Source organism: Burkholderiaceae bacterium DAT-1, assembly GCA_019084025.1.
Taxonomy (GTDB): Bacteria; Pseudomonadota; Gammaproteobacteria; order Burkholderiales; family Chitinimonadaceae; genus DAT-1.
The window spans coordinates 213,118-238,802 of record JAHRBI010000002.1; the positions used below are offsets into that span (position 1 = coordinate 213,118).

Here is a 25,685-nt window from a genome sequence, read left to right on the forward strand (position 1 = left end):
TATCGGCGAGAGTTGCTTTAACTGTACCGGTACAGCTGATGCTGCATACTGCTAGAATATTTATTATGCGCATATGGAATGATTGCGCGACTTTAAATAACTTGAAAGATTAAAAATGTCTGTCGCTCCTCGCGAAATCTACCTGGATGCCAATGCGACTACGCCGGTATTGCCTGCTGTTGCGAATGCGGCGTATCAAGCCATGCTGGCAGAGTTCGGTAATCCCAGTAGCGTACATTCCCGAGGATTGCCTGCAAAGGCGATGATGGACAAGGTACGTCAACAGGCTTCGCGTTGGCTGGGTGCGAGCAAAGGCCGAATCTTGTTTACAAGCGGTGCGACAGAAGGGATTCAGACGGCAGTGCTATCTGCGCTGACCAATTTACGTGCGCGCCGTGCGGACGGGCAGGTGATTCCGTCTTTACTGTTATATGGTGCGACCGAGCATAAGGCTGTACCGGAAGCATTGAATCACTGGAATCAGTTGCTCGGACTCAATCTGGATGTTCGTTCCATTCCTGTGAATCAAAATGGTCTGCACGACCTCGACTTCATTCGTACCCACGCCCGTGATGCCGGTTTGGTGTGCACGATGGCGGGCAATAATGAGACGGGCGTGATCTCGGATCTAAAAGGGATCGAGGCTGCTCTCTCAGGATCGTCGGCACTATGGATGGTAGATGGTGTGCAGGCTTTGGGTAAGCTGCCGCTCAAACTGGATCAGACGCGCATTGATTATGCGCCGTTTTCAGGCCACAAGCTGTATGCACCAAAAGGCATCGGTATGCTGTATGTGCGTGCTGGCGCTCCATTTACCCCCCTGATCGTAGGTGGCGGACAAGAGTCGGGAGCTCGATCGGGCACTGAAAATATGAGCGGCATTGCTGCACTTGGGGCGGTGTTTGAGGCGCTGGAAAGCGGGCTGGTATTTAAAGAGCATGATGTACTGCAGAGCTATCGTCAGCAGTTGCTGGATGCGCTGTATCAGTCATTTCCAGGGTTGGTGCTCAATGCGCCATTGGCGGGCAGTTTACCAACAACAGTGAATTTTTCGGTGCCCGGACTTTCTAGCAAAGACATCATGGATGTATTCGATGCTGCGGGTATCCGGGTCAGTGCGGGGTCGGCGTGTGGTGCCAGTAAAGCCTTGCCTAGCTACGTCCTTCAGGCAATGGGCGTGCCGGACTGGCAGGCTGCTTCCGCCGTGCGTATGTCCTTTGGCCCGGCGACCGACCAGGTCTTTATCGATGAGGCCTGTTTGCTCATCAAGCGCTGCGGCAATGCGATGCGCGAAAGCGGCATGATTGCAGATGCTGCACATTCATCAGATATTGATGGAATTTCGCAGTTCCGTGCTGATGGCGTATGTAGCTGGCTGATTGCTGATCGGCAGTCAGCTTGCTGTGTGGTGATCGATCCCGTGGCATCGTTAGTGCCCAAGCTTACACAAGTCATTCAGGCAGCGCACCTGTCAGTGCTGGCTGTACTGGATACTCATGGTCATGCGGATCATCATAGTGCGGCCACCCATTTCAGTTCGCTGTTGGCACCCGGATTCCTGCATGAGAGTCGCGATATTTTAGGTTGGCCTTCCACTGGCATTCAGGTCACGCACAAGCAGGGCATGACGTTGCCCGCCATTAAATTGGGCCGGAAATATCTGGCGCGACTTGCAACGCCTGGGCATACCGCTGATAGCGTGACCTATCTCCTTGGTGAATCCGCCGATGCCTTTATTGCCCAGGCGGCATTTTGCGGCGACATGATTCTGACTGGGGGAATGGGGCGCACTGATTTTGCCAGCAGCTCAACGGCCGACCTCTATGCCTCGCTTCAAATGCTGGGGCGTGTCGCTGAGCCGAATACTATTCTGTGCCCGACCCATGATTACGATAATTTGCTGGTTACCACACTGGCGACAGAGGGTGAAATTCAGCCGCTGATTCAGGCCGTGCTGGCAGGGCTCAGCAGTGAGGCGCATTTTTCCGAACGCAAGATGCGACTGGATCAAGGGCTGCCGGAGCCAACGGGCACGACGATTTTATGTGGCACGCGTGAGGCGGTTCCCTCGATTGCGGGAATTAGCATTCCTGCAGCAGAAGTTGCGCGCTTTGTAGAGGTCAATCCGGATACCTTATTGCTGGATGTTCGCGAGCAGGCGGAGCATCTGGCCGGGACACCTCTTGCTCCTCACGGCTGCAGTATGCTTTCGGTACCACTGGGGCGAATTGTGAATGCACTGGCAGGCGGTTTACTCAATCCCAATCGACCCATACTGGTATTCTGCCGCAGCGGTAATCGCAGCGCTCAGGTAGTGCAGTGCTTGCGCCGGCTCGGCTGGCGCAATGTCTGGCAGCTCAGTGGAGGCGCGGCATTCTGGCCGGCATCATTGAGCTAGTGTCGTGATGCGGGGTAGATGTTTCATAAACGGACTGCGTCGTGTGATAACGGCTGAGCGGATCCTGTCTGTAAAAGGCTCGTAATTGTGCATATACCCCCGGATAAGCCTGTGCGAGCGCCTGCGGTGCTTCGAAGAAGCGTTCTGAGCTCACAGCAAAAAACTCGGCGGGTGATGTGGCGCCATACGCGCCGATGACAGAGGGTTCGCCCCATGCCACTTTTGCTTGCGTATCTTGCCAGGCATAGGTGAAAGCAGATTTCCAATCCTGGTAGGACATGCCAGCATGCAGGGGCGGTGCCCCATTGGCTTCTCCCCCCCGCATCATATCGAGCTTGTGGGCGATCTCATGTATCACCACATTGCCCCCATCTCGCTGAAGGCTCCCAAGCACTGCAGGCCAGGACAGCAATACCGGTCCATCTCCCCGAGCCATGCCATCCAGCGGCCGCTGCGATTCATGGGTGAGGCCGGCTGCATCCTGCCAGCGTTCCTGGCTCAGAAAGGCTGACGGATACACAATCACTTCATGCCAGTCGCGATAGGGCTTGGTATCCAGTGCTGCGACTGGCAGGCAGGCAAAGGCAGCAATCAGCAGCCGCATGGCGGGTGTAATGGTCAGGTCTTCGGCGCCGCTGATGGATTTGCTGCGCAGGAAGCGTCGCATCTGCTTCTCAAGCCCTGTTCGGGTGGGTTCATCCAGCATTGCTAACTGGGGCACTCTGCTGCGAATTTGTTGCCAGACGGGTGTATCTAATGGATCTGCAGGTTTGATCCAGGCTTTGATCATTGAGGTGAGTGCGGCCAGCATGGCGCCTCCGGAAATAAGGGATTACCCTGAATATCCGATAGGTGAAGCTGACTACGCCAATTGCAAGAGGCAATGCCTTACGCGAGTGAAACCGATTCTGGCTCCAACTGCTCTGCAGGCAGATGCCGCTGGCCTTCTGGCGACTTAAGTGCCTGCCAGGTCACGATTTTCAGTTCGCCTTCCATCGTCTCGACCAAGGCACTCAAGCTTTCTACCCAATCTCCGTCATTGCAGTACAGTACACCATCAATCTCGCGCATTTCCGCTTTGTGGATATGGCCGCATACCACGCCGTCCATGCCTCGGGCGCGTGCTTCCCTGGCTACCGCCTCCTCGAATTGCGAGACAAAACTCACCGCCTTCTTGACGCGATGTTTTAGATATTGCGATAGGGACCAGTATTCCATCCCGAGGCGTGCACGGATGTGATTGAACCAGCGATTGAGTTTGAGTGTGACGGTATAGGCATGATCACCGACAACCGCCAGCCAGCGCGCGCACTGGATCACTGCATCGAATAGATCACCATGCAGCACCAGTAGTTTGCGTCCATCCAGCGTGGTGTGTACAGCCTCGTCGCAGATGTCGATGCCGCCAAAGGCCAGCCCGAGAAACTGGCGCATCACCTCATCATGATTGCCGGCGATATAGGTGACCTTGGTGCCTTTGCGCGCTTTGCGCAGGATTTTCTGCACGACGTCGTTATGACTTTGCTGCCAGTACCAGCCGCGCTTGAGTGCCCAGCCATCGATGATGTCGCCGACAAGATAGAGGTATTCGGATTCGTTGTGCTTCAGGAAATCGAGCAGATAATCAGCCTGACAGCCACTGGTACCCAGATGAACATCGGAAATCCAGATGGCACGGTAATGGTGTTCGGCTTTGCTCATGATGTGCTCCCTACGCAGAATGTCGTCGGGAGCACAGCATGGCGGGTGAAGATGACGGGAATGTTTAAAGTTCGGGAATGCTGATAAACGGTGCCCGGACTGTGGTTACTTCACACCATTCGCAGCAAACCACGCCAGCAGGCGTTTCCATCCGTCTTTCGCTGCTTCCTCGCGATAGGTCTCGCGATAGTCTGCATGGAAGCCATGCGGCATATTGGGATACACGATGATTTCAGACGGCTTATTGGCTGCTTTGATGGCGGCACGCATGGTGTCGACCGACTCCTGCGGGATGCCCTTGTCGTCGCCACCGTAAAGCCCCAGAACAGGCGCATGCAATTGCGCAGCCAGGTCTGCCGGATGCTTGGGATTGTTGGCAGAGGGCTGACCGACAAGCCGGCCATACCAGGCCACGCCCGCCTTGATGCCCGGATTATGTGCGGTATACAACCAGGTGATACGGCCACCCCAGCAGAAGCCGGTGACGGCGAGTTTGCCGGTATCGCCCTTGCTGCTCGCTTTGGCCCAGGCAACTGTCGCATCGAGATCGCCCATGACTTGTGCGTCCGGCACTTCGCGGACGATTTTCATGATGTCATCAATGGACGGCAGATTGGCCACCGAGCCCTGACGGAAATAGAGCTCTGGTGCCACTGCCAGGTAGCCTTGACGGGCAAACCGGCGACAGACATCACGGATATGCTCGTGTACGCCAAAGATTTCCTGCACGACTAGCACCACCGGGAATGGGCCGTCGCCTTCTGGCATCGCGCGGTAACCCGGCATGTGTTTGTCACCCACGGGAATGCTGACTTCGCCCGCGACGAGATGGTCTGTGGAGGTCGTAATCGTGGCAGCATCAGCGAGTGGTTGAACCGCAAGCGCGAATCCGCTCGCGAGGGCACCAGTGATCAAGTTGCGGCGGGTAGTATCGACTGCCTCAGTGCTCATGTCTTTCTCCAAATGAGGGGATGCCGGTTATGCAAGTAGAAATGCCCGGCGCCGGGCGGCTATCGGGCATGAGAATAGGGTAAGGCGCAGCAATCCGCCAGTGAGGGTTACCCGCTGTTGCGCAAACCTGCCGCAATCCCGTTAATGGTCAGATGAATCGCATAGAGGACATCCTCGCTTTCCTCTCCACCCCGGAAGCGGCGCAGTAGATCGACCTGCAGGTGATTCAGCGGATCGAGATACGGGAGGCGATTTTTCAGGCTGCGCGCCAGTGGCGGATTATCGGCAAGCAATTCCTTGTGGCCGGTAATCAGCAATACGGCTTCAATGGACCGACGCCATTCGGCCCGGATGCGTCCGAATACCCGGCTGGATATGCCCTGATCCTGCACTAGGGAGGCATAGCGTCCCGCCAGATGAATATCACTCTTGGATAACACCATTTCCATATTGCTGATGACGGCTCGGAAGAAAGGCCAGTCGCGGTAAAGTGCTGCCAGCTCGTCAATTGCGGCCTCGCCTGCCTCCTTGCGGTATTGCTCGATCGCCGTGCCGAACCCATACCAGCCCGGCAGCATCAGGCGCGATTGCGCCCACGAAAACACCCACGGAATCGCCCGCAGGTCGGCGATGCTGTTGCTGGGTTTGCGGGCTGTCGGTCGGCTGCCGATATTGAGCTTGGCAATTTCGGAGATCGGCGTGGCTTCGCGGAAATACGTGATGAATTCCGGCGTGGCGTACACCAGATCCCGGTATTCCTTGTAAGCCAGCGCGGAGAGCGTTTCCATCAGCTCGAAATGCTCCGGCGTATCCTGAGCACTGGAAATGGTTTCGGGAAAGCTGGCCATCAGCGTTGCGGCGACCAGTGTTTCCAGATTACGGCGGCCGATTTCCGGATCGGCATATTTTGCGGCGATCACTTCCCCTTGTTCGGTGACGCGAATCTGACCAGCAACCGTACCGGCAGGTTGCGCCAGAATGGCCTCGAAGCTCGGGCCACCGCCGCGACCGACCGAACCGCCGCGTCCGTGGAACAGGCGCATGCGTACACCTGCCTCACGGAAGACGTCGACCAGCTTGACCTCTGCCTTATACAGCTCCCAGTTGGAGGTGAGATAGCCCCCGTCCTTGTTGCTGTCTGAGTAGCCCAGCATGATTTCCTGTACCCCGCCGCGTTCCGCGACAAGTTCACGCCATGCAGGCAGGGCAAGCAGTTCCCGGACAATGGCATCGCATCCACGCAAGTCGGGGATGGTTTCAAACAGCGGGATGATATTGACGTGCGCGCGACAGGTGGGGTTGAGTGCGACCAGCCCGGCCTCCTTCAGAATGACAGCCACTTCCAGCAGATCGGACACACTTTGCGCGTTGGAAATAATGTAGTTGGGCAGTGCGGCTGCGCCGTAAGTAGCATGGATGTCGGCGGCCATGGCGACAATGGCCAGCTCCTTCTGCACCTCTTCGCTATAGGCTGCCAGCGGCGTCTTCAACATGCGGCTGCTGGCTAGTTCGCGCAGCAGGACTTTGCAGCGGGATGATTCATTGAGTGCGGCATACTCTTCCAGACCTGCACCGGCAAACAGTTCACTCATCACCTTTTCGTGCACACCGCTGTGCTGGCGCATATCCAGTGGCGCCAGATGAAAGCCAAAGATATCCACCGCACGAATCAGGCGGCGCAGACGGCCATCCGCCAGAAGTGAAGAACCGTGGGCATGGAGCGAGGTCGCCAGCATGCGCAGATCTGCACTCAGGTCTTCCGGGCGTGCATAGGGTTGTACGCCTTCCGCCGGCATGATGTTGCCGCGGAAGCGACCCAGCGTGTGGGCGGTGGCCAGAATGCGCTGGCGAATGGCCGCCATGGCAAGGCGATAGGGCTCTTCGGTGCGGCTTTGCGGTTGCTCGGGTGCACCGGTGGCAAGCGTCAGAACGGCAGGATCGACCCCGACCAGACGGGACGAGACCGACAATTCCTCCTCCAGCTTGCCGGCCTGCTCGTAGTAAAAGTCGATGGCGATGGCAGCCTGACGTCCGACCGCGTGTCGTGTCACATCTGGCGTAACAAAGGGATTGCCGTCGCGATCACCACCGATCCAGCAACCTACATGCATGAAAGGCGGGAGCTCGCCGCGTTCATCGCCTGCTGCCTTCAATCGATCTTCGAGGTCCAGGCACAGGCGTGGAAGCTGGCGAAGGAAGGTGGCACGGAAATAGGACAGACCATTCTCGATTTCATCGCGTACGGTCAGCTTGAATGAGCGGATTTCGCGTGTTTGCCACAGCGTCAGCAATACTCGGCGAAGGGCGCGCTCATTGTCTTCCAGCTCTTCGGGTGTCAGGGCCGAACGATCGCGTGCATTCAGTAATCCGGCGATGGCGCGTTCGCTATCGAGCAAGGTTTTGCGCTGGACTTCGGTGGGATGCGCAGTCAGCACTGGCACAATCAGTGTCTGATTCAGCAGATCGCGTACCGACTCCATGCGCACGCCCGCCTCGTTCAGTGCCTGCAGGGCATGCGCTACGCCGCCACGCTGCGCATGGCTACCCTGAATCTGGTGCCAACGACGGCGGCGATTATGGTGCAGGTCTTCGGCAATATTGGACAGATGCGAGAAGTAGCTGAAAGCACGCGCCAGTGCCACGGTATTGTCATGGCCGAGTGTGGTCAGCATCGCGGTGAGACCATTGACTGCTTCGGTATCGGCTTCCCAGACGAAACGCACCGCCAGCTCGCGAATGGATTCGATATGCTTCAGCGTTTCATCACCCGACTGGGTGCGAATGGTGTCGGCAAGCAAACGGGCGAGTAGGGCGAGATCCTGCTCGAGCGGCAGATCCTTGGCGGCGGCATTGTCGTACAGGGACATGGGAGGCTTTCAGCTGCAACGGTGAAAGCCTACAGACTATGGCAAATTGTCGGGGTAGTGAAATGTAATTTTACTACGTAATCGATATATTGCCGAAACGTTACCGCAATGCAACATTCAACAGAAGGCCGATGCCGACCAGCGTCAGCAACACCAGCCAGCGATTGCGCTGACGGGCAGCTTCCAGCATGGATTGCTGCAGTGCCAGTTGCTGGCGCTGCAGCCCTTGATCTGACAGCGCAACAATTGCCCGCGGCAGTTTGGGCAGCGTTTCCGCCCAGTAAGGTGCTTCATGTTTAATGGTACGCAGCAGTCCGCGCCAGCCCACCTGCTCGTTCATCCAGCGCTGCAGATAGGGCATGGCCGTATCCCATAGGTCCAGTTCGGGATCAAGTTCGCGGCCCAGACCTTCGATATTCAGCAAGGTTTTCTGCAGCAAAACGAGTTGCGGCTGAATCGAAACATTGAAGCGGCGCGAGGTTTCAAACAGGCGCAGCAGAATCTGGCCCAGGGAAATCTGTGAAATCGGCTTGTCGAAAATGGGCTCGCACACCGTGCGGATTGCACCTTCCAGTGCCTCGGCGCTGGTGCCTTCCGGTACCCAGCCCGATTCGATGTGCGCGGTGGCGACCCGCTTGTAATCGCGGCTGAAGAAGGCCAGGAAATTGATGGCTAGATAGCGTTTATCGTATTCCGACAGGGTGCCGACAATACCAAAATCCAGTGCAATGTAGCGATTGTCTGCGGCGACCAGAATGTTACCCGGATGCATATCAGCATGGAAAAAGCCGTCGCGGAACACCTGCGCAAAGAAAATTTCCACGCCGTATCGGCCGAGCTTTTTGAGGTCGATACCGGCCGCCCGCAGTTCATCGATGCGCGAAACCGGTGTGCCGTCCATCCATTCCATGACCATCACGTCACGGCAAATGTAGTCCCAGTACACTTCCGGGACGATGAGCTGGTCGCTATTGGCAAAGTTGCGGCGAAGCTGACTGGCGTTAGCCGCTTCGCGTTGCAGATCCAACTCATCATGCAGATAGATGTCGAATTCTGCGACGACCTCGCGTGGTTTGAGGCGCTTTCCATCGGCAAACAGCTTTTCTACCAGCCATGCCATCACGCGCAGCAACGCCAGATCCTGCTCGATCACAGTCAGAATGCCGGGGCGCAGCACTTTTACTGCTACCCGCTTGCCATTCGGCAGGGTGGCGCGATGAACTTGCGCAACCGAGGCGGAGGCAATGGGCTCGGCATCAAAACTGGCAAACAGCTGTTCGACGGGTTTGCCGAGACTGGTTTCGATGATGTGCCGTGCCTGTTCAGGCGCAAATGGCGGAACGCGATCCTGTAGTTGTGCAAGCTCGACAGTCAGATCATGCGGTACCAGATCCGGGCGGGTAGACAGTACCTGTCCGAACTTGATGAAGATGGGCCCCAGTGATTCCAGTGCCAGCCGCAAGCGCACGCCACGAGGCTGATCGAGCCTGCGCCAGAATAGGATGATGCGAACCAGCGCTTCCAGCCCGCGCACGCGCTCATGACCAAGGATGAATTCGTCGAGACCAAAACGGAAGACGGTGAGCAAAATGCGCAGAAGTCGCAGTAAAAACATGATTAGATGCAATACAGAGGGCGGGAAAGCGGGAGGGATATTGCATGGTTCATGCTTGATGCACCGATCCGTCTTCCAGGTTTTTCAGGCGTTGCTCAATGCGGGCAAGATCATCGCGAAGCATATCGACATCGCCCGCGAAGGCGTGCTGAGCCGCGCCAGACGCGAGTATGGCTGCTTCGTTCTGCAGGTATTCGGCACTCGCTTCTGCGAAATGGCCTGCCATCTTGCCTGGGGAATCGAACCAGTGCTTCAGGCTGTTGACGATCCGGTTGGCGGTGACATCACCGGTTAGGCGGGCAAGATCGGCCTCTGCATCCCAGTCCAGTTGCTGCAGGACACGGGCAAGATCTGCGGCGAGAGCAGGATCGCCCTCCATTCTGACGGACTGCGCAGCCTGAAGGTCGCCCAGTGCAAGTCTGGGCAGGAGCAGCGGTGAAATCTGGACGATGGCGTCCGGTGCGCGCGCCGTATCACACAGGTAGCCGTCGCCATCGATCGAAAACGACAGTGAAATGAGCCCTACTTGAATACGAGCAGATTGCCCCGCATGACGTGACAACAGCGCCCGTAGATCTGAGCGCTGTGCCAGGAGGTGATTGAGCGGAGCAAGCCGGATCATGCTTCTTCGGTGTCGTCCTGCGAACTGTCAGACACATCCGGTGCTGCATTGGCAGTATCATCGCTCCGCTGTTGCGGCCAGCGGTCGTTAAAGCGATCGGTAAAGCGCAGGCGGCTCTTGATTTCTGGTGAATCCACTTCAATCACGCGACGCGCATACGGACGCAGTGCATCTGCGATGCTACCAAGTGAACCGATCAGATACAGATCGACATTTTCGTTTTCGACCAGATTCTGCACCGGCTCATGGAAATCCGCATCGCCGGCGAACAGGGCGAGTTTATCCCACTTGCGCTTATGGAAGGAGCGGGTCATGTGATAAACCAGACCCACATCCACTGCCTTCTGCGTGGTGATTTCATAGTTGATATCAGGCATCGACGGGTGGGTTACCGGACCGCCGCCAAGGTGAGTTGGCCAGTACAGCTGCTTTTTCTGCAGCCAGTAATTCTTGACTCGCAGACCCGGCCCTTTCGGGTAAGGAAAGGAAAGCGCGTTATGCAACTTCGACGCCATAGTCTGATTGTCGTCGGCGTTGAAGAAGTAACCCTCGTCAACCCGATCGCCCAGAAGCTCTTCAACCAGCTTGCGCAACTCAAGGTAATTGATCTTTTCCCGACCAAATGCCTTGTAAGCGTAAGCACCATCAATAAACAAACCGATAGGCACGTTCAAATGTCCTTAATAAATAGCGTGAATAGTGATACATCAATCAAATGCGTACTGCGAGTCATCATTATCCCTGTCTGTGTTGCACCGGACAGGTACGGCTAACCTTACAGCTTGAAACCTTTGTGCAGAGCGACGATGCCACCTGTCATATTGTGATAATCGACACGAGGGAAGCCAGCATCACGCATCATTTGTGCAAGTTCTTCCTGGCCCGGGTGTTTACGGATAGATTCAGCCAGGTAGCGATAACTCTCCGAATCGCCCGCAATCATTTCACCCATTTTAGGCAAAAGCTTGAATGAGTACAGATCGTACAATGGTGCAAGAGGTTTGCACACCTGTGAGAATTCCAGTACCAGTAAACGCCCACCCGGCTTGATCACTCGGTACATTTCTCTCAACGCATCGTCTTTATGCGTCATATTGCGCAAACCGAATGCCACGGTGACGCAATCAAAGTAGTTGTCCGGAAAAGGCAGTTTCTCGGCATCGCACTGAGCGACAGGAAGCATTACGCCCTTGTCCAGCAGGCGATCACGACCAACGGTGAGCATGGAACTGTTGATGTCGGTCAGCCAGACTTGACCCGTTTTCCCCACCCGTTTGGTGAAGGCAAGTGACAGATCGCCCGTCCCGCCCGCAATATCCAGAACGCGATGGCCAGTGCGTACCCCGCTTTGTTCGATAGCAAATATTTTCCACAGGCGATGCAGGCCTGCAGACATGACATCGTTCATGACGTCATATTTGCGAGCGACGGAGTGAAAAACACCTGCAACCTTTGCAGCCTTTTCTGATTCTGCAACGGTCTGAAATCCAAAGTGGGTAGTTTTATCGCTCATCTCAAGATACTTTTCTGCCAAAACGCAATCAATGTCCGATAGAAACGCAAGCCATTTAGAGGCAAGTCTTGGTGTTCGGTCAGGCGGTGCGCCTTAACTTTGCGTGTTCAAGCCGCGATAAATAATCCTGCCAGTTGGCAGATTGATTTATGCCCAGCTCGCGTAATTCGGACCAGCTATAAATGCCGCTATTATGCCCATCATCAAACTGCAGGCGCACTGCATAATGACCAACAGGCTCGATCGCGACAATATTGACGTCGATTTTGCCACCGATGGTCAGATGCGGACCGCCGCCATGACCCCGTATTTCTGCTGACGGACTGAACACCCGCAAATATTCGCACGGAAGCGAGAAAGACTCGCCATTGTCGAAGGCGATATCCAGCACCCGGGATGCTTGCCTGAGCGTCAGCGAAACAGGATGCGGTGTGGATGAATCCAGACCTGCCATAACAGATTGATATCCGGCCAAAAGCCTGATTATAGACGGCTGTCACAGATTTGTGGCAGGGGATAACGGAAATATACATATGGCACTCAGAGTGGCAATCAAGTGGTCTGCTTGAGGTCTGTCTGCGTACTTGTAATATTTCCATCACATTGACGTCTTAAGCTCGCAATATTGCTGTACCGGCACGATGATCTCCATGTGCTGCCGGATACCTATCCGAACATTATTTCTGGGAAACCGCGTTCATGGCCGCAAACATTCTGTTGGTAGAAGACGAACCAGCGATTCAGGAGCTGATTGCCTTCAATTTGCAGCAGGCAGGGCATCTGGTGATTCGTGCCGATTCGGCTGAGTCTGGCTTGGCCATGGTGCGTAATGCGCTACCGGACCTGATTTTGCTGGACTGGATGTTGCCCGGTATGTCCGGCATCGAGTTCGCCAAAAAGATTCGCGCAGACGAACGGACACGTCCCATTCCGCTGATCATGCTGACGGCTCGCTCCGATGAGGGAGACAAGATCAGCGGGCTGGAAAGTGGTGCGGATGACTACATCACCAAGCCATTCAGCCCGCGCGAATTGCAGGCGCGTATCAAGGCGGTGCTGCGCCGCCGCGCACCGCAAATGACCGACGATGTAGTCGAGATTCGTGGATTACGTCTTGATCCGGCTACGCATCGTGTGTCCGGTCATGCAAATAATATCGACCTCGGCCCAACGGAGTTCAGGCTGCTACACTTCTTTATGACACATCCGGAGCGAGTGCATTCGCGTGCACAGTTACTGGATCATGTCTGGGGTGATCACGTGTTTGTTGAAGAGCGTACAGTCGATGTACACATCCGGCGGTTGCGTTCGGCGCTCGAAGCGACACAGCATGATGAGTTGATCCAGACGGTGCGTGGCACCGGCTATCGCTTCTCCGGTCAATAATCGCCATACAATTTGCTGTTGCGTGCAGTCCAACCTGGGCTGCACGTGTGTGTCTTTCTCCTGAAGGCCGATGATGTTCTGGTGGCGTACTCTGATCATTTTTTCCAGCGCGCTGTTTGCTGCCTGGTTGTTTTATTTAATGCTGGGCTTTGCATGGGCTGAAGGTCTATTGATTGCGGGTCTGTTGATCTGGCTCGGCTACCATCTGGGGAATCTGTCCAGACTGGCTCGTTGGCTCGATGATCCCCAGGTTGGCAATGTGCCTGCATCGATGGGGGTATGGGACAATGTGTTCAATCGCCTGTACCGCCTGGTGAGAGTGCAGGGCAAAAATCAGCGCATGCTTTCGCAGGCGCTGGACCGGTTTATTTCCGCGGGGGAAGCAATGCCCGAGGGGGTGGTCGTACTGGATACCAGCGACCGGATCGAATGGTGTAATCCGCGCTCGATGCAGCACTTGGGACTGGATCGCAAAAAAGACCTTGGGCAACACATTGCCTATCTGGTGCGCCAGCCGGTGTTCCAGCGTTATCTGAGCGAGCAGGACTATTCGCACCCTGTGATCCTGCGTCTAGGCGAGCTGGTACTGTCGATTCAACTGGTGCCATTTGACAGTACCCGCAAGCTATTGCTGAGTCGCGATATTACCCAGCTTGAGCGCGTACAAACGGTGCACCGGGACTTCGTCGCCAATGTGTCGCACGAATTGCGTACGCCGCTGACCGTGGTAGGGGGCTTTCTCGAGACATTGATCGACATGCCGCATCTGGATCAGGCCACTCGCGAATCGCAGATGCGCATGATGTACGAACAGACTCAGCGCATGCAGCGACTGGTGGAGGACTTGCTGGCTCTGTCCAAGCTCGAAAACGGCGGCGAAATGCGCGAGGATCGCGTGGATGTCGCCTCGCTGATTCAGCTGGTTGCTTCCGAGGCGGATGGCATTTCACAGGGACGCCATACCGTCACGGTAGAGCAGTGTGATCAGGTGGGCTTGCGTGGCAATTATGATGAGCTGCATTCCGCGCTGGGTAATCTTGTCAGCAATGCTGTGCGTTACACCCCGGAGGGCGGAGAGATTCGATTGTCGTGGCGCGCAGATGATATGGGCGGTGTATTTTCGGTTAAAGATACAGGCATCGGGATCGAGCCACAGCATATTCCCCGTCTCACCGAGCGCTTTTACCGGGTTGATCGTGGACGCTCGCGAGCAACGGGTGGAACGGGGCTGGGGCTGGCGATCGTCAAGCATATCTTGCAGCGCCATCAGGGTCGCCTGGAGGTGACGTCGGAAATGGGCAAGGGAAGTTGCTTTTCCTTACGCTTTCCCGCTAATCGAACACTGAGTCCCGACGAATTGCAATCCGCATCTTTGTAAGCATCCCTGAACGGCAGATAGACAATCTGCCGTTTTTTATGAGTATGTCTGGCATTGCAGGGCAACTGCCTTTAACATCATCCTGAAATATCACTACGATCGTTTACTTATGAATCCTTTGCTTGCTGTCAAACCACTTGGCCAGCGCATCTGGCTGGACAATCTTTCACGTGAACTGCTGGCAGGCCCTCTGGGCAAGCTGATTGCCGAGGATGGACTATCTGGCGTAACGTCCAATCCGGCGATTTTTCAGAAATCGATCTCTTCGGGCGCGGGTTATGCTGATGATCTGGCACGCCTGAAGACGCAGGCGATGGATGCTGAAGCCCGTTTTGAGGCACTGGCCGTGCCGGATGTACAGGCAGCTTGCGATCAATTTGCCAGTATCTACCAGCAAAGTGCAGGACTGGATGGATATGTCAGTCTGGAAGTGTCGCCACGCCTTGCGCGCGAGGGCGCGGGGACACTGGCCGCTGCACGCCGTCTGTGGGCTGATATCAATCGTCCCAATGCCATGATCAAGATTCCGGCGACGCCGGAAAGTCTGGCTGCGTTTACTGGCGCAATTGCAGACGGAATCAATGTCAACGTGACATTGATGTTTGGCCAGCAGCATTGCGATCAGGTCTTTGATGCATACGTGGCTGGTTTGCGCACACGCATCGCTGCAGGTGGTGCGGTGAATCACATCCAGTCGGTGGCCAGTGTTTTCCTGTCTCGCGTGGATAGCAAAATCGATCCCAAGCTGGATGCACTGGGTGGTGATGCACTTGCATTGCGTGGCAAAGTCGCGGTGTCGATGGCAAAAGCAGCCTATGCGCGCTGGATGAGTCGCTGGCAAGGTGAGGAGTGTGCCGATCTGCGTGCGGCTGGTGCAAATATTCAGCGTCTGCTGTGGGCCAGTACGGGCACCAAGAATACTGCGTATTCGGATGTGCTTTACGTTGACTCGCTGATTGGTCCGGATACGGTGAATACATTGCCAGATGCAACGCTGGCTGCCTTCCGTGATCATGGCCATGCGTCTGCCGCACTGGTGGCACAGGTAGACGACGCATGTGCAGTCCTGGACAGGCTGGCTGAACTCGGTATCAAGATGGATGATATCGGTGTCGAACTTCAGTCTGAAGGATTGAAGCTGTTTGACGAGGCCTTCGACAAGTTACTCGCTTTGCTGGCGTGATCGGCCTGTGAGTCAGCGCGCTGCCCGGATGGGGAGCGCGCCCGACGACTTGACCTCTCGCAGCGCTAGACTCGAGCGGATGGCGCTGACGCCGGGCAAGCTTCGCAATACATCCCGCACAAAGTCGCCATACGCATCCAGATCGGCGCACATCACTTCCAGTATGTAGTCTGATTCACCGGCAATATTGTGGCAGGCCACAATTTCGTCGATGCCCTGAACAGCCGCTTCAAATGCGGGAATATCGTTTGTGCTATGACTGGCCAGGCTAATCTGCACAAACGCAATCACACCCAGTCCCAGACGTTTGCGATCCAGTCGCGCCTGATAGCCCCGGATATATCCATCCTGCTCCAGTCGGCGCAAACGCCGCCAGCACGGCGTTTCGCTCATGCCAAGTTGTTCTGCCAGTCTGGCATTGCTTAGGCGTCCATCGGATTGCAGTGCAGCAAGTATTTTGCGATCCAGCAGATCGAGTGAGTCATTCATTTCTATTTATCATTAAAACTGAAAGATTCGTTCAATTTTAGACGATTTTTGATAGTGAATGGCAAGGAATTTGCCTGCAAAGACGTGCACAATTGCCTCTGATTCTTGATGTGCTTTTTGGTGGTTTTCATGCTGGATCTCAATCAACTGCCACTGTTTATGGTGGCACTTGTCGCGGTATATGTGGTGCCCGGGCCGGATATGGCACTGATTCTCAGTAGTAGTGCGGCACAGGGCGCACGAATAGGCATTCGGACGGCACTGGGTGTCGCCTGCGCGCGCTTCCTGCATGCCATTTTGTCCGGGATGGGATTGGCTGCGCTGATGGTGCGCTATCCGATGTTTGCCATGGTGATACGTTATGCAGGTGCCGGCTATCTGGCTTGGCTGGCATGGGGTATTTTGCGCAGCAAGGGCAGTGCGACGCTGATTGAACAGACTGATGCATCGACAGCCTTCAGGCGGGGTTTTCTAACCAACTTGCTGAACCCCAAAGCTGTCATCTTCTGCGGTATGTTTTTGCCTCAGTTTGTTCACGGCGAAAATGGCCCTTTGTGGGCGCAATTCGTTGCGTTAGGTGCCATTTTTGTGATGACAGGGCTATGCTTTGATGTGTTCTATGCCTTTACCGCCGATCGTGTCGCGAGGAAAGTGGGTGGGGGGAAAAGCGGAAAGTGGCAGCGATGGATTGTTGGAACAGTCTTTGGCGGCTTGGCTGTTCATCTAATTGCGGGTTGATGAACAGGCATAAAATAGAAAAGGCCGATGTGTATACATCGGCCTTTTTGCCGGATGCCGGAGCGTTACTTGTTCCGGAAAGTGCGATGACAGGCCGCGCAGGCTTGCTCGACGGCTTCCACGGCCGGCATGGCTTGTTTAGGATCGTGCTGATTCGCTGCAAGCAATAAGCCATCGACACTTTGAGCGAATCGCTGTTGTGCGACTTTGAATTCACTTGGCTTTTGCCAGATGGCATCACTGGCGTGACTACCCTTCCTGGGCTCCGGGTTGGCAAAATGTGCCCAAGGCTCGTCAGATATGCGTTTCAGTTCGAATGCTGCATCAAGAAACTGTTTGTCATTCCAGGGCAGGCGTTCGCGTGCCATGCCATTGTTGACCTCGAACACCTTCACCATCTTTTTGAACGTCTGCTGGCGCAAATCCACAGGTGAACCGGGATCGGGCTTTTCGGCGCAACCGGCAAGCAGTACGAGTGTAGACAGGATGAGGGCGGCTGGGCGAATCATACGGATCATGCGTCTTCTTTCTCTTCTTGCGGGCTTTCAGGCAATTGCAGGCGACCTGTGTGGAAGTCGTATTCATATACCTCGCCATAGCGACCCCACTCGACAGCCACTTGCAGTACGCGCTCGGCTTCTTCTTCCTTGAGGAATTCTTCCAGGAGTTCGATGAATCGTTTCTCTGGCAACTCGCCTGCAGGTTCCTGTTCGAGACTGTGGCGGATATGGGCTGCAAGCGGGACATTGGAAAGCAGTTGCTGACCAAAGATTTCCTGCTTCTCGGCCTGATCGGCCGCGACATAGCGGACACCAAGCGGTGTAATCTGCAAATCGCCGGTTTCGATCTGAGCCAGACCGAGCAAGCTGAGGCCTTCGTAGGTCGGGAACAACTCTTCGTCTGACAACTCTGATTCTTCGGCCAGCTTCGGCAAATCGGCGCGACCATTGAAGGGCGCGTCCGCCAGCATGTCCAGCACGGCTTCCATGCGGCTGACGTCGGTATCCGGCAGGCGGTAATCGACCTGTGCGGCAGCTTTTGCGCCTTTCGCCGTTTCTTGCACCGGACGCATGGTCATCAAGGCATACACCTCATCGATCAGGCCTCGTACTTCGGGTGAATCTACATTTCTAGGGCGGGGCAGGTGGATGTCTATCTGATTCCGGATGCGACCCGGATCGCTCGACAGAATGATGATGCGGTCAGCCATCATCACTGCTTCTTCGATATTGTGCGACACGATCAGAATGCCCTTGGTTGGGATCTTGTCGTTGTCCCACAGTTCCAGCATGTCGTCGCGCAGGGTTTCGCCTGTAAGTACATCGAGTGCCGAAAAAGCTTCGTCCATCAGCAGAATGTCGGGATTGGTGACCAGCGCACGGGCAATTCCCACGCGCTGGCGCATCCCGCCTGACAATTCGCGCGGCAGTGCGCCGCCAAAGCCTGCCAGACCAATCAGTTCCAGCACCGCATCCGCACGTTTTTCACGCTCATCCGGTGGAACGCCCTGTGCTTCCAGTCCCAGCTCTACATTTTGCTGAACCGTAAGCCACGGAAACAGCGCGAAAGACTGAAATACCATGGCGATGCCAGCGGCGGGCCCGTAAATCGGGCGACCACGATATAGGACATTGCCTTTATCTGCCGAGATCAGGCCTGCGATGATGCGTAGCAGGGTAGATTTGCCCGAGCCTGATTTGCCCAGCAAGGCAACGATCTCGCCTGAATGCAAAGTAAAGTCGACATCGCCCAGTACCAGACGCTCCGCCCCGTCTGCGGTGCGAAAGGATTTATTGACGCCGCCGAGATCAATCAGGCTGTCGTTTTGTTGGGTCATATTCTTGATTCCTACCTACTTCTGTCTTCTGCAAGCAGGTACAGCTTGCGCCAGAAAAAGCGATTCAGACAGAGAACGAAAATGCACATCACGATCATGCCGAGTGCATTGCGATGGAAATCACCGGATTCGGTCATCATCGCAATATAGCTACCCAGCCCGTCGGCTTTGAGTTTCACGTCGCCCCAGGTCACATATTCCACGGCGATGCTGGCATTCCAGGAGCCACCGCTTGCGGTAATCGCACCGGTCACAAAGCTCGGGAAGACTGCGGGCAGGTACACGCGCTTCCATTTGAGCCAGCCCTTCAAACCGAGATTGTCGGCCGCCAGCCGCAATTCGTTCGGAATGGTGGATGCGCCTGCCACCACATTGAACAGGATGTACCACTGGGTGCCAAACACCATGAGCGGGGTGAGGCCGATATTGGGGTTGATCTTGAAGGTGACCAGTACAAACACCACGAGCGGAAACATCAGGTTCACCGGGAATGCCGCCAGAAACTGGGCAATCGCCTGAATTTTCTGCGAGTACACCGGGCGCAAACCCAGCCAGACCGAAATGGGCACCCACACGATGGACGCCAGGGCAATCATGACCATCACGCGTGTCAGTGTTAGCAGGCCCAGTTTGAAGACATGCCCGACCTCTGCCCAGCCAATTTCCGAGTGAACAAAGACGAACATTTTCCAGCAGGCGATGAGGGCAAGTGCGGTAAACAAGGCATCCGTGGCGCGCTCCCAGCGCGGATCAATCGGCCGCTGGCGCGAGCGAATCGACGTGCCATCGTAATGCAGTTTGAACCAACCCAGCGCCCCGGACATTTTGTTCCAGAATTTTTCGGTGAGAGCGAGGGTGATTTTGCTGCGGCGCATCCAGTCTAATAACCACGATTGCTGTGCCTGTTCACCTTGAGACTCTTCAAACTTGAACTTGTCTGCCCAGGCCAGTAGAGGGCGGAAGAACAGCTGATCGTACAGCAAGATACCGATCAGCATGGCTGAAATCGCCCAGCCAATCGCACCCAGATCGCGGGCATCGATGGCGGTTTTGACATAGGAGCCAATGCCGGGCAGGCGGATATCCTGTCCCGCCACCAGAATCGCTTCGGAGAATACCAGCATGAACCAGCCACCCGACATGGACATCATCATGTTCCACAGGAGTCCGGGCGTGCCAAATGGCAGATCCAGTCGCCAGAATCGCTGCCATGGCGACAGGCGGAAGATACGCGAGGCCTCGTTGAGTTCTGGCGGAACTGTTTTAAAGGACTGATACAGGCTTAGCGCCATATTCCAGGCTTGAGCCGTGAAAATCGCGAAAATGGCAGCGCACTCAGCACCAAGCAAATTACCGGGAAACAAGGCAATAAAAGGAGCGACGGCAATGGCTTGAAAGCCCAGTACTGGGATCGACTGTAAAATGTCGATGGCCGGAATCATGATTTTCTCTGCCGTTTTTGAGCGCGCGGCAATGGATGCAAACGCTACTGCAAACAGCAATGAGAAGAACAAGGCGATAAACATCCGCATGATGGTGCGCAGCAGATAGTAAGGCAGGTACAGCGGGTCGAGCGAAATCGGCAGTTCCTGTCCGATGGAGAAGGGACGGCTCATCTGCATGGCGACATAGCCCACCGCGACCAGTAGCGCGAGAATCATGGGCAGCAGTGCCCAGTCCCAGCGATTGGGCAGGCCATCCATTGGGCTGCTGGGGCCATATCGTTTAAACATATTTGCTACTCCGGGCGGGTGATTGCAGATCACCACCAAAACAAGAGGCCCGATATTATGACGGGCCTCTTACAACTTCATGTCAGCATTATACGCTGTGCTGATATCAAATCTCGACCTGCGTTCCCATCTCTACCACCCGGTTGGGCGGAATCTGGAAGAAGTCGGTCGGGCGCGCGGCATTGCGCTGCATGATCGAGAAAACAAAAGTACGAATCCAGCTCATGGCAGGTTTAGGTGCGCGGATCAGCGTTTCCTTCGATAGGAAGAAGCTGGTGTTCATGCTGTCCAGTTCGATTTCATGCATCTGCTCGAGCAAGGACATGATATCGGGTACCGACGGCTCCTCTTTAAAACCGTATGTCGCAATGACTTGCAGGAATGATTTGCCCAGGCGTTGAACCTTCAATCGATCTTCAATTGCAACCACTGGAATATCAGTTGATTGAATCGTGAGAAGAATCACTTGTTCATGCAGTACTTTATTGTGTTTTAGATTGTGCAGCAATGCATGTGGCGTGGTGTTGGCACTGCCTGTCATGAATACAGAGGTGCCCTCGACGCGGGTCGGCGGATGTGACTCAATCGACTCTACGAAGATATCGAGCGGCAATTCACCATCATGCAGACGGTGAAAGAGATGTCGACGACCACTTTTCCAAGTGTTCATGACAAAGAACGCGATGGCAGCGAGTAGAAGTGGTACCCAGCCGCCATCAAGGAACTTCATCAGATTGGAGGAGAAGAGTGACAGATCGAACAGCAGAAAGCATGTCAGCAAAGCATATAAGCCATAGCGTTTAGCCGCAGATTGCCTGACGCTTTCTCTTCTTCCCAGCACCACAAATGCCAGAATGCTAGTGATCACCATCGTAAGCGTCACTGCAATTCCATATGCTGCCGCTAGATTGGCGGACTCTTTGAATCCGAGTACGAGCACAATCACTGCGGCCAGCAGAGGCCAGTTCACACCCGGAATGTAAATCTGTCCGATTTCATGTTCGGAAGTGTGCTGAATGGACATACGGGGAATGTAGCCAAGCTGAATCGCCTGCCAGGTAATGGAATATGCACCTGATATGACCGCTTGAGAGGCGATCACAGTCGCGGCAGTCGCCATGACGACCAATGGAAGCAACGCCCACTGAGGCGCCATATTGAAGAAGGGATTACTCACTGCTTCTGGATTGGTCAGTATGAGAGCGCCCTGGCCGAGGTAGTTGAGAATCAACGCAGGCCAGACAAATGCAAACCAGCCATAACGGATAGGCTTGATGCCAAAGTGACCCATGTCGGCATAAATCGCTTCCGCTCCAGTCAGCGCCAGCACGACTGCACCTAGTGCCATGAAGGCGACGCCGGGATGTTGATAAAGAAAAGCCAGTGCGTAGGTAGGAGAAAGTGCTGCCAGTACCTGGGGCGCTTTGACAATATTAATGATGCCTAGCAATGCTAGGACTATGAACCATGCAACCATAATTGGGCCAAACAGCTTGCCGACTGTATTGGTGCCACGGGACTGCATGGAAAAGAGCAGAATCAGAACCACGATACAGATCGGGATCACATAGTGGGACAGAGAGGGGGCGGCGACTTTCAAGCCTTCTACTGCAGAAAGCACTGAAATGGCCGGTGTGATCATGCCATCACCGTAAAAGAGTGATGCGCCAAAAATGCCAAACAGAATCATGAAGGAGAACTGGCCGCGCTTTCGCTGTTGGGTGCGAGTGGCCAGTGCCATCAGCGCCAGAATCCCGCCTTCGCCACGGTTATCAGCACGCATGATGACGTAAACGTATTTGAGCGATACCACGATCAGCATCGCCCAGAAAATCAGCGAAATGATACCGAAGATGCCTGTTTGGCCTGCGCCGACGTGATACTCGGGCTTGAAGCATTCCTGCATCGTATAAAGCGGGGATGTTCCGATGTCGCCATATACGACACCGATTGCACCCAGAACCAGTCCGGTCATGGGTTTCTTTTGATCATGCTGATGAGCACTCATCGCTGTTCAGTCCTTGATGCGAAGGAGGCGGATTATAGGCCGCTGTTTGATTGCTGAATACTGTTGTGCGTTGCACTGCAGCATCCTGTGGCATTCAGGTGCGTACACGATCTGGCAAACCGGGTCGTTCGCCAATCCGATTCCATTCAAACCCACGTCCGGGGTCTGTTTTTCTGTTTGGTGCAATATCTTCATGCCCTACAACGTGCTGCACAGGATAGCGTTGACACACCGCATCAAGTAATTCATTCAGTGAGCCATACTGATCATCTGTATAGGCCGAGTCGTCCGTGCCTTCCAGCTCAATTCCTACCGAGAAGTCATTGCAGCGGTCGCGGCCTTTCCAGAGCGATTGACCGGCATGCCATGCACGTGCTGAGGTAGGCACAAACTGGATAATTTCACCGTCGCGTCTGATGAGGAAGTGGGCGGAGACCTTGAGTCCGACTAGCTCATGTAAGGACGGGTAGCGATGGGCGTCCATTGTGTTGCTGAAGAGGTCAAGAATGGCGTCGCCGCCAAATTCTCCTGCGGGCAGGGAAATGCAGTGAATGACAATCATGTCGATGGCAACGCCACTGGGGCGCGCATCGGCGTGCGGAGAGACAAGTCTGCGTACATTCTGCAACCAGCCGTCTGCCGCGATGTTCATCTCATTTCCTTACGCTGTTTTTGCCTTGTAATCACACACATCACGCACGATGCACAAGGGGCAATCTGGTTTACGTGCCTTGCAGATATAGCGGCCATGCAAAATCAGCCAGTGGTGCGCATCCAGCCTGAACTCGGATGGTACGACCTTGAGCAGCTTATCCTCCACTGCCCGTACGTCCTTGCCCGGTGCCAGTCCGGTTCGGTTCGATACCCGGAAAATATGGGTGTCGACGGCAATCGTCGGATGCCCGAAGGCCGTGTTCAATACCACATTGGCGGTTTTACGACCCACGCCGGGCAAGGCTTCCAGCGCCTCGCGATTATCCGGTACTTCGCCGCCATGCAGGTCGATCAGCATGCGGCAGAGTTCGATCACATGCTTTGCCTTACTGCGATAGAGGCCGATGGTAGCAATATAGTCCTCCAGCGTCTCCTGGCCTAGTGCCAGCATCCTGTCCGGTGTATTGGCGATCGGGAAAAGGCGTCGCGTAGCCTTGTTGACGCCTACATCGGTGGCCTGCGCCGAAAGGACGACCGCAACCAGCAGCTCGAACGGCGTGCTGTATTCGAGTTCGGTCGTGGGCTTGGGATTGCCAGCTGCAAGTCGTTCGAAGAATATCTGGCGGGTGAGCTTGTTCATTTACGCAGTGTGCCGTGATTTCAGACGACGCTGCAAGAGCGCGGGTTCCAGCTGCAATGAGGCCAGATTGCCCGCCAGCATGGCAATGGATAACGCCAGAGCAGGCTGCAGGAACTGAGTAAGTCCCAGGGCAAGTGACGAGGTTGCAATTACCCAGAGCGGCCGGGCCATCATCGGCGCGCCGCGGGTGTCACCGAGCATCCATGCGCCGGTGATGACAGCAAGCGGCACGGGTAGTGCATGAGCCAGCGTGTAGGTGCCCCCGATCAGGATCAGCCATGCAGGTACAACCAGTGTCCATGGTGTCGCACGCAGGATCAGCAACGGGGTAGCACACGCTGCGGCAATGATTGCGGGGGCGATGCTGGTCGGAACAGGGAGTGTCGTGGTGTGCAAGGGCCAGAGGGCCGCCAGCAAAACTGCAAATGCAGCAGTCGAAAACGGCGCTTGTCGTCCGGATAGACCGCGCAGTGCAGCTTGCGCGACGACCAGTCCCGCCAGAATGGACGGATGCGGCCATAGCAGCACGGCGAGCAGTGCGCTCCCCAGGTCGGCGGACATGTCCGCCGGGACGTGCAGGCTGGATAGTTTGAATGCAGTGCGTGTCGCGACCGTCAGACCGATGGCGGTGATAGCCATCCACAGCACTTGGCCGCTGGCGATAATCTGCATGGCCATGACGGGCAGGAGGGACAGGCTGAATAGCCACTGGCGGCGGGTGGTAGTAAGGGCGGGCATCATGTTGGTTTGTTTTGCTCGGCGCGCAGGGCGGCGGCCTTTGCCATGGCTTCGGCGATCTTGGCATGTTTGGCATTGATCGCGGGTGTGACGGGGTGCGCGGGCTCGGCCGGTTCGCTGACGGCTGTTGCTGGCGTGCCTTCACGTTTGGCTTGTGCCTTGGCCATGATAGCGTGGATACGCGCACGTTTGGCTTGATCGAGCGCGTCGCTGCTGTGCTGGCTATCGTCAGTAGCGGTCAGTGAGGGGGTTTGTTCGGCTGCGCGGGAGATCGCTGCTTCGATGCGGGCCTGTTTGTCCGGCGCGGCGAAATGCGGGTCGTCGAGCTTGTTCACCGCTTTGGCCGCGAGGCGCTCGGCACGATCCTGCTTGGCGCGAATGAGTCGCGCCTCGCGCCACTGATGGCGCTCCCGCCACGTATTGGCGTTCAGTGCCTGCCAGCGTGCTTGTTCGTGTGCGTTGAGTGAGTCTATCAGCAGGGTCGCCAGTGGCAATTCACTCGGGCAGGCCACCTGGCAATCGCCGCAGCCGGTGCAGTGGTCCAGTCCGTACTGCAGGGCTTGGCCATCCTGACCCGCTACAATGAGTTCTGCCAGCGTAATCGGCGAGAGCTTTTCCTTGCAGGCGCTCAGGCAATCGCCGCAGCGGCTGCAGGTATCCAGCGCCACGCTCATTTGCTGACCTTCATCTTGAAGACTGGATAGGCTTTCTTTTTCGGTGCACGCGGACTGCCGGGCTCGACCATGCTGATGCAGTCGACCGGACAGGGGGCGATACACAGTTCGCAACCGGTGCAGGCATCTTCGATAATGCTATGCATTTGCTTGCTGGCACCAATAATGGCATCCACCGGACAGGCCTGGATACACAGCGTGCAGCCGATGCATGTGTCTTCGTCAATGCGTGCAACCGCAAAGGGCAGGGTGGTGCCGAATGCCGGATCGAGTGGTTTGTAGGGGCGTTCGAGCAGTGCGGCCAGCTTGCGTACACCCAATTCGCCGCCGGGCGGACATTGATTGATATCGGCTTTGCCTTCCGCAATGGCTTCTGCATAGGGGCGGCAACCGGTGTAGGTGCATTGCCCGCACTGGGTTTGCGGCAGTAGCGCATCGATGCGGTCGGCCAGTGGCACCGTGGATTCGCGCTGCACCTGTGCACGCACGCCACGCATGGCCTGCATCAGCAGTAGCACGGGCACGATCAGGGCGATGAGGAGAATGATCCAGCTCATGAT

Annotated in this window: 24 protein-coding genes; 5 read left to right on the forward strand and 19 right to left on the reverse strand. The window is 55.7% G+C overall.

Features of this window, described 5'->3' with window-relative positions:
* Positions 1-115: 115 nt before the first annotated feature.
* Positions 116-2,398, forward strand: a complete 2,283-nt coding sequence (locus tag KSF73_04235) for an aminotransferase class V-fold PLP-dependent enzyme (GenBank protein ID MBV1774919.1) — start codon at positions 116-118, stop codon at positions 2,396-2,398.
* Here KSF73_04235 and KSF73_04240 read toward each other — a convergent pair.
* From KSF73_04240 to KSF73_04280, 9 genes are all read right to left on the reverse strand, one after another.
* A complete protein-coding gene (locus KSF73_04240) occupies positions 2,358-3,209 on the reverse strand; it encodes a zinc-dependent peptidase (protein MBV1774920.1) in 852 nt (283 codons plus the stop codon). The genes KSF73_04235 and KSF73_04240 overlap by 41 nt on opposite strands.
* A gap of 77 nt (positions 3,210-3,286) precedes the next feature.
* The gene (locus KSF73_04245; GenBank protein MBV1774921.1) at positions 3,287-4,099 is read right to left on the reverse strand and encodes a UDP-2,3-diacylglucosamine diphosphatase; all 813 of its coding nucleotides are present in this window, start codon (positions 4,097-4,099) and stop codon (positions 3,287-3,289) included.
* A gap of 105 nt (positions 4,100-4,204) precedes the next feature.
* Positions 4,205-5,050, reverse strand: a complete 846-nt coding sequence (locus KSF73_04250; protein ID MBV1774922.1) for a dienelactone hydrolase family protein — start codon at positions 5,048-5,050, stop codon at positions 4,205-4,207.
* Positions 5,051-5,157: 107 nt separating this feature from the next.
* Complete coding sequence (ppc, locus tag KSF73_04255) at positions 5,158-7,917, reverse strand: phosphoenolpyruvate carboxylase (GenBank protein ID MBV1774923.1); 2,760 nt, start codon at positions 7,915-7,917, stop codon at positions 5,158-5,160.
* Between the two features lie 100 nt (positions 7,918-8,017).
* On the reverse strand, positions 8,018-9,532 hold the full coding sequence (gene ubiB, locus KSF73_04260; GenBank protein ID MBV1774924.1) for a ubiquinone biosynthesis regulatory protein kinase UbiB: 1,515 nt from the start codon (positions 9,530-9,532) through the stop codon (positions 8,018-8,020).
* A gap of 49 nt (positions 9,533-9,581) precedes the next feature.
* Positions 9,582-10,154 carry a hypothetical protein gene (locus KSF73_04265; protein MBV1774925.1) on the reverse strand — a complete coding sequence of 191 codons (573 nt, stop codon included), beginning with the start codon at positions 10,152-10,154 and terminating at the stop codon, positions 9,582-9,584.
* Positions 10,151-10,822, reverse strand: coding sequence for an NYN domain-containing protein (locus tag KSF73_04270; GenBank protein MBV1774926.1), 672 nt, complete (start codon positions 10,820-10,822; stop codon positions 10,151-10,153). The genes KSF73_04265 and KSF73_04270 overlap by 4 nt, the downstream gene beginning before the upstream one ends.
* A gap of 107 nt (positions 10,823-10,929) precedes the next feature.
* Positions 10,930-11,667, reverse strand: a complete 738-nt coding sequence (gene ubiE / locus KSF73_04275) for a bifunctional demethylmenaquinone methyltransferase/2-methoxy-6-polyprenyl-1,4-benzoquinol methylase UbiE (protein MBV1774927.1) — start codon at positions 11,665-11,667, stop codon at positions 10,930-10,932.
* A 79-nt stretch (positions 11,668-11,746) separates the two neighbouring features.
* A complete protein-coding gene (locus KSF73_04280; protein ID MBV1774928.1) occupies positions 11,747-12,121 on the reverse strand; it encodes a DUF971 domain-containing protein in 375 nt (124 codons plus the stop codon).
* Positions 12,122-12,366: 245 nt separating this feature from the next.
* Here KSF73_04280 and phoB point away from each other — a divergent pair, with 245 nt between their 5' ends.
* The 3 genes from phoB to tal all read left to right on the forward strand — a co-directional run bounded on the left by phoB (position 12,367) and on the right by tal (position 15,614).
* A complete protein-coding gene (gene phoB, locus KSF73_04285) occupies positions 12,367-13,053 on the forward strand; it encodes a phosphate regulon transcriptional regulator PhoB (protein MBV1774929.1) in 687 nt (228 codons plus the stop codon).
* Positions 13,054-13,123: 70 nt separating this feature from the next.
* The gene (gene phoR / locus KSF73_04290) at positions 13,124-14,431 is read left to right on the forward strand and encodes a phosphate regulon sensor histidine kinase PhoR (protein MBV1774930.1); all 1,308 of its coding nucleotides are present in this window, start codon (positions 13,124-13,126) and stop codon (positions 14,429-14,431) included.
* A gap of 109 nt (positions 14,432-14,540) precedes the next feature.
* The gene (gene tal / locus KSF73_04295) at positions 14,541-15,614 is read left to right on the forward strand and encodes a transaldolase (GenBank protein MBV1774931.1); all 1,074 of its coding nucleotides are present in this window, start codon (positions 14,541-14,543) and stop codon (positions 15,612-15,614) included.
* Positions 15,615-15,626: 12 nt separating this feature from the next.
* Here tal and KSF73_04300 read toward each other — a convergent pair whose 3' ends face one another.
* The gene (locus KSF73_04300) at positions 15,627-16,103 is read right to left on the reverse strand and encodes an Lrp/AsnC family transcriptional regulator (protein ID MBV1774932.1); all 477 of its coding nucleotides are present in this window, start codon (positions 16,101-16,103) and stop codon (positions 15,627-15,629) included.
* 129 nt (positions 16,104-16,232) lie between these two features.
* Here KSF73_04300 and KSF73_04305 point away from each other — a divergent pair, with 129 nt between their 5' ends.
* Positions 16,233-16,841, forward strand: a complete 609-nt coding sequence (locus tag KSF73_04305) for a LysE family translocator (GenBank protein ID MBV1774933.1) — start codon at positions 16,233-16,235, stop codon at positions 16,839-16,841.
* 65 nt (positions 16,842-16,906) lie between these two features.
* On the opposite strand, the gene KSF73_04310 is transcribed toward KSF73_04305, so the two are convergent.
* The 9 genes from KSF73_04310 to rsxB form a co-directional block, all read right to left on the reverse strand.
* Positions 16,907-17,359, reverse strand: coding sequence for a cytochrome c (locus KSF73_04310; GenBank protein ID MBV1774934.1), 453 nt, complete (start codon positions 17,357-17,359; stop codon positions 16,907-16,909).
* Entirely contained in the window at positions 17,356-18,678 is a 1,323-nt protein-coding gene (locus KSF73_04315) for an AAA-associated domain-containing protein (GenBank protein MBV1774935.1), read from the reverse strand. The genes KSF73_04310 and KSF73_04315 overlap by 4 nt, the downstream gene beginning before the upstream one ends.
* Positions 18,679-18,689: 11 nt before the next feature.
* The gene (locus KSF73_04320) at positions 18,690-20,411 is read right to left on the reverse strand and encodes an ABC transporter permease subunit (GenBank protein MBV1774936.1); all 1,722 of its coding nucleotides are present in this window, start codon (positions 20,409-20,411) and stop codon (positions 18,690-18,692) included.
* A 106-nt stretch (positions 20,412-20,517) separates the two neighbouring features.
* Complete coding sequence (locus KSF73_04325; GenBank protein MBV1774937.1) at positions 20,518-22,386, reverse strand: potassium transporter Kup; 1,869 nt, start codon at positions 22,384-22,386, stop codon at positions 20,518-20,520.
* 127 nt (positions 22,387-22,513) lie between these two features.
* Complete coding sequence (ampD, locus tag KSF73_04330; protein MBV1774938.1) at positions 22,514-23,071, reverse strand: 1,6-anhydro-N-acetylmuramyl-L-alanine amidase AmpD; 558 nt, start codon at positions 23,069-23,071, stop codon at positions 22,514-22,516.
* A 9-nt stretch (positions 23,072-23,080) separates the two neighbouring features.
* Positions 23,081-23,713: an endonuclease III gene (gene nth / locus KSF73_04335; GenBank protein ID MBV1774939.1), complete on the reverse strand. Its 633-nt coding sequence runs from the start codon at positions 23,711-23,713 to the stop codon at positions 23,081-23,083.
* Positions 23,714-24,454, reverse strand: a complete 741-nt coding sequence (locus KSF73_04340; GenBank protein MBV1774940.1) for a hypothetical protein — start codon at positions 24,452-24,454, stop codon at positions 23,714-23,716.
* Positions 24,451-25,125: a 4Fe-4S dicluster domain-containing protein gene (locus KSF73_04345; protein MBV1774941.1), complete on the reverse strand. Its 675-nt coding sequence runs from the start codon at positions 25,123-25,125 to the stop codon at positions 24,451-24,453. The genes KSF73_04340 and KSF73_04345 overlap by 4 nt, the downstream gene beginning before the upstream one ends.
* On the reverse strand, positions 25,122-25,682 hold the full coding sequence (rsxB, locus tag KSF73_04350; GenBank protein ID MBV1774942.1) for an electron transport complex subunit RsxB: 561 nt from the start codon (positions 25,680-25,682) through the stop codon (positions 25,122-25,124). The genes KSF73_04345 and rsxB overlap by 4 nt, the downstream gene beginning before the upstream one ends.
* Between the last annotated feature and the right edge of the window lie 3 nt (positions 25,683-25,685).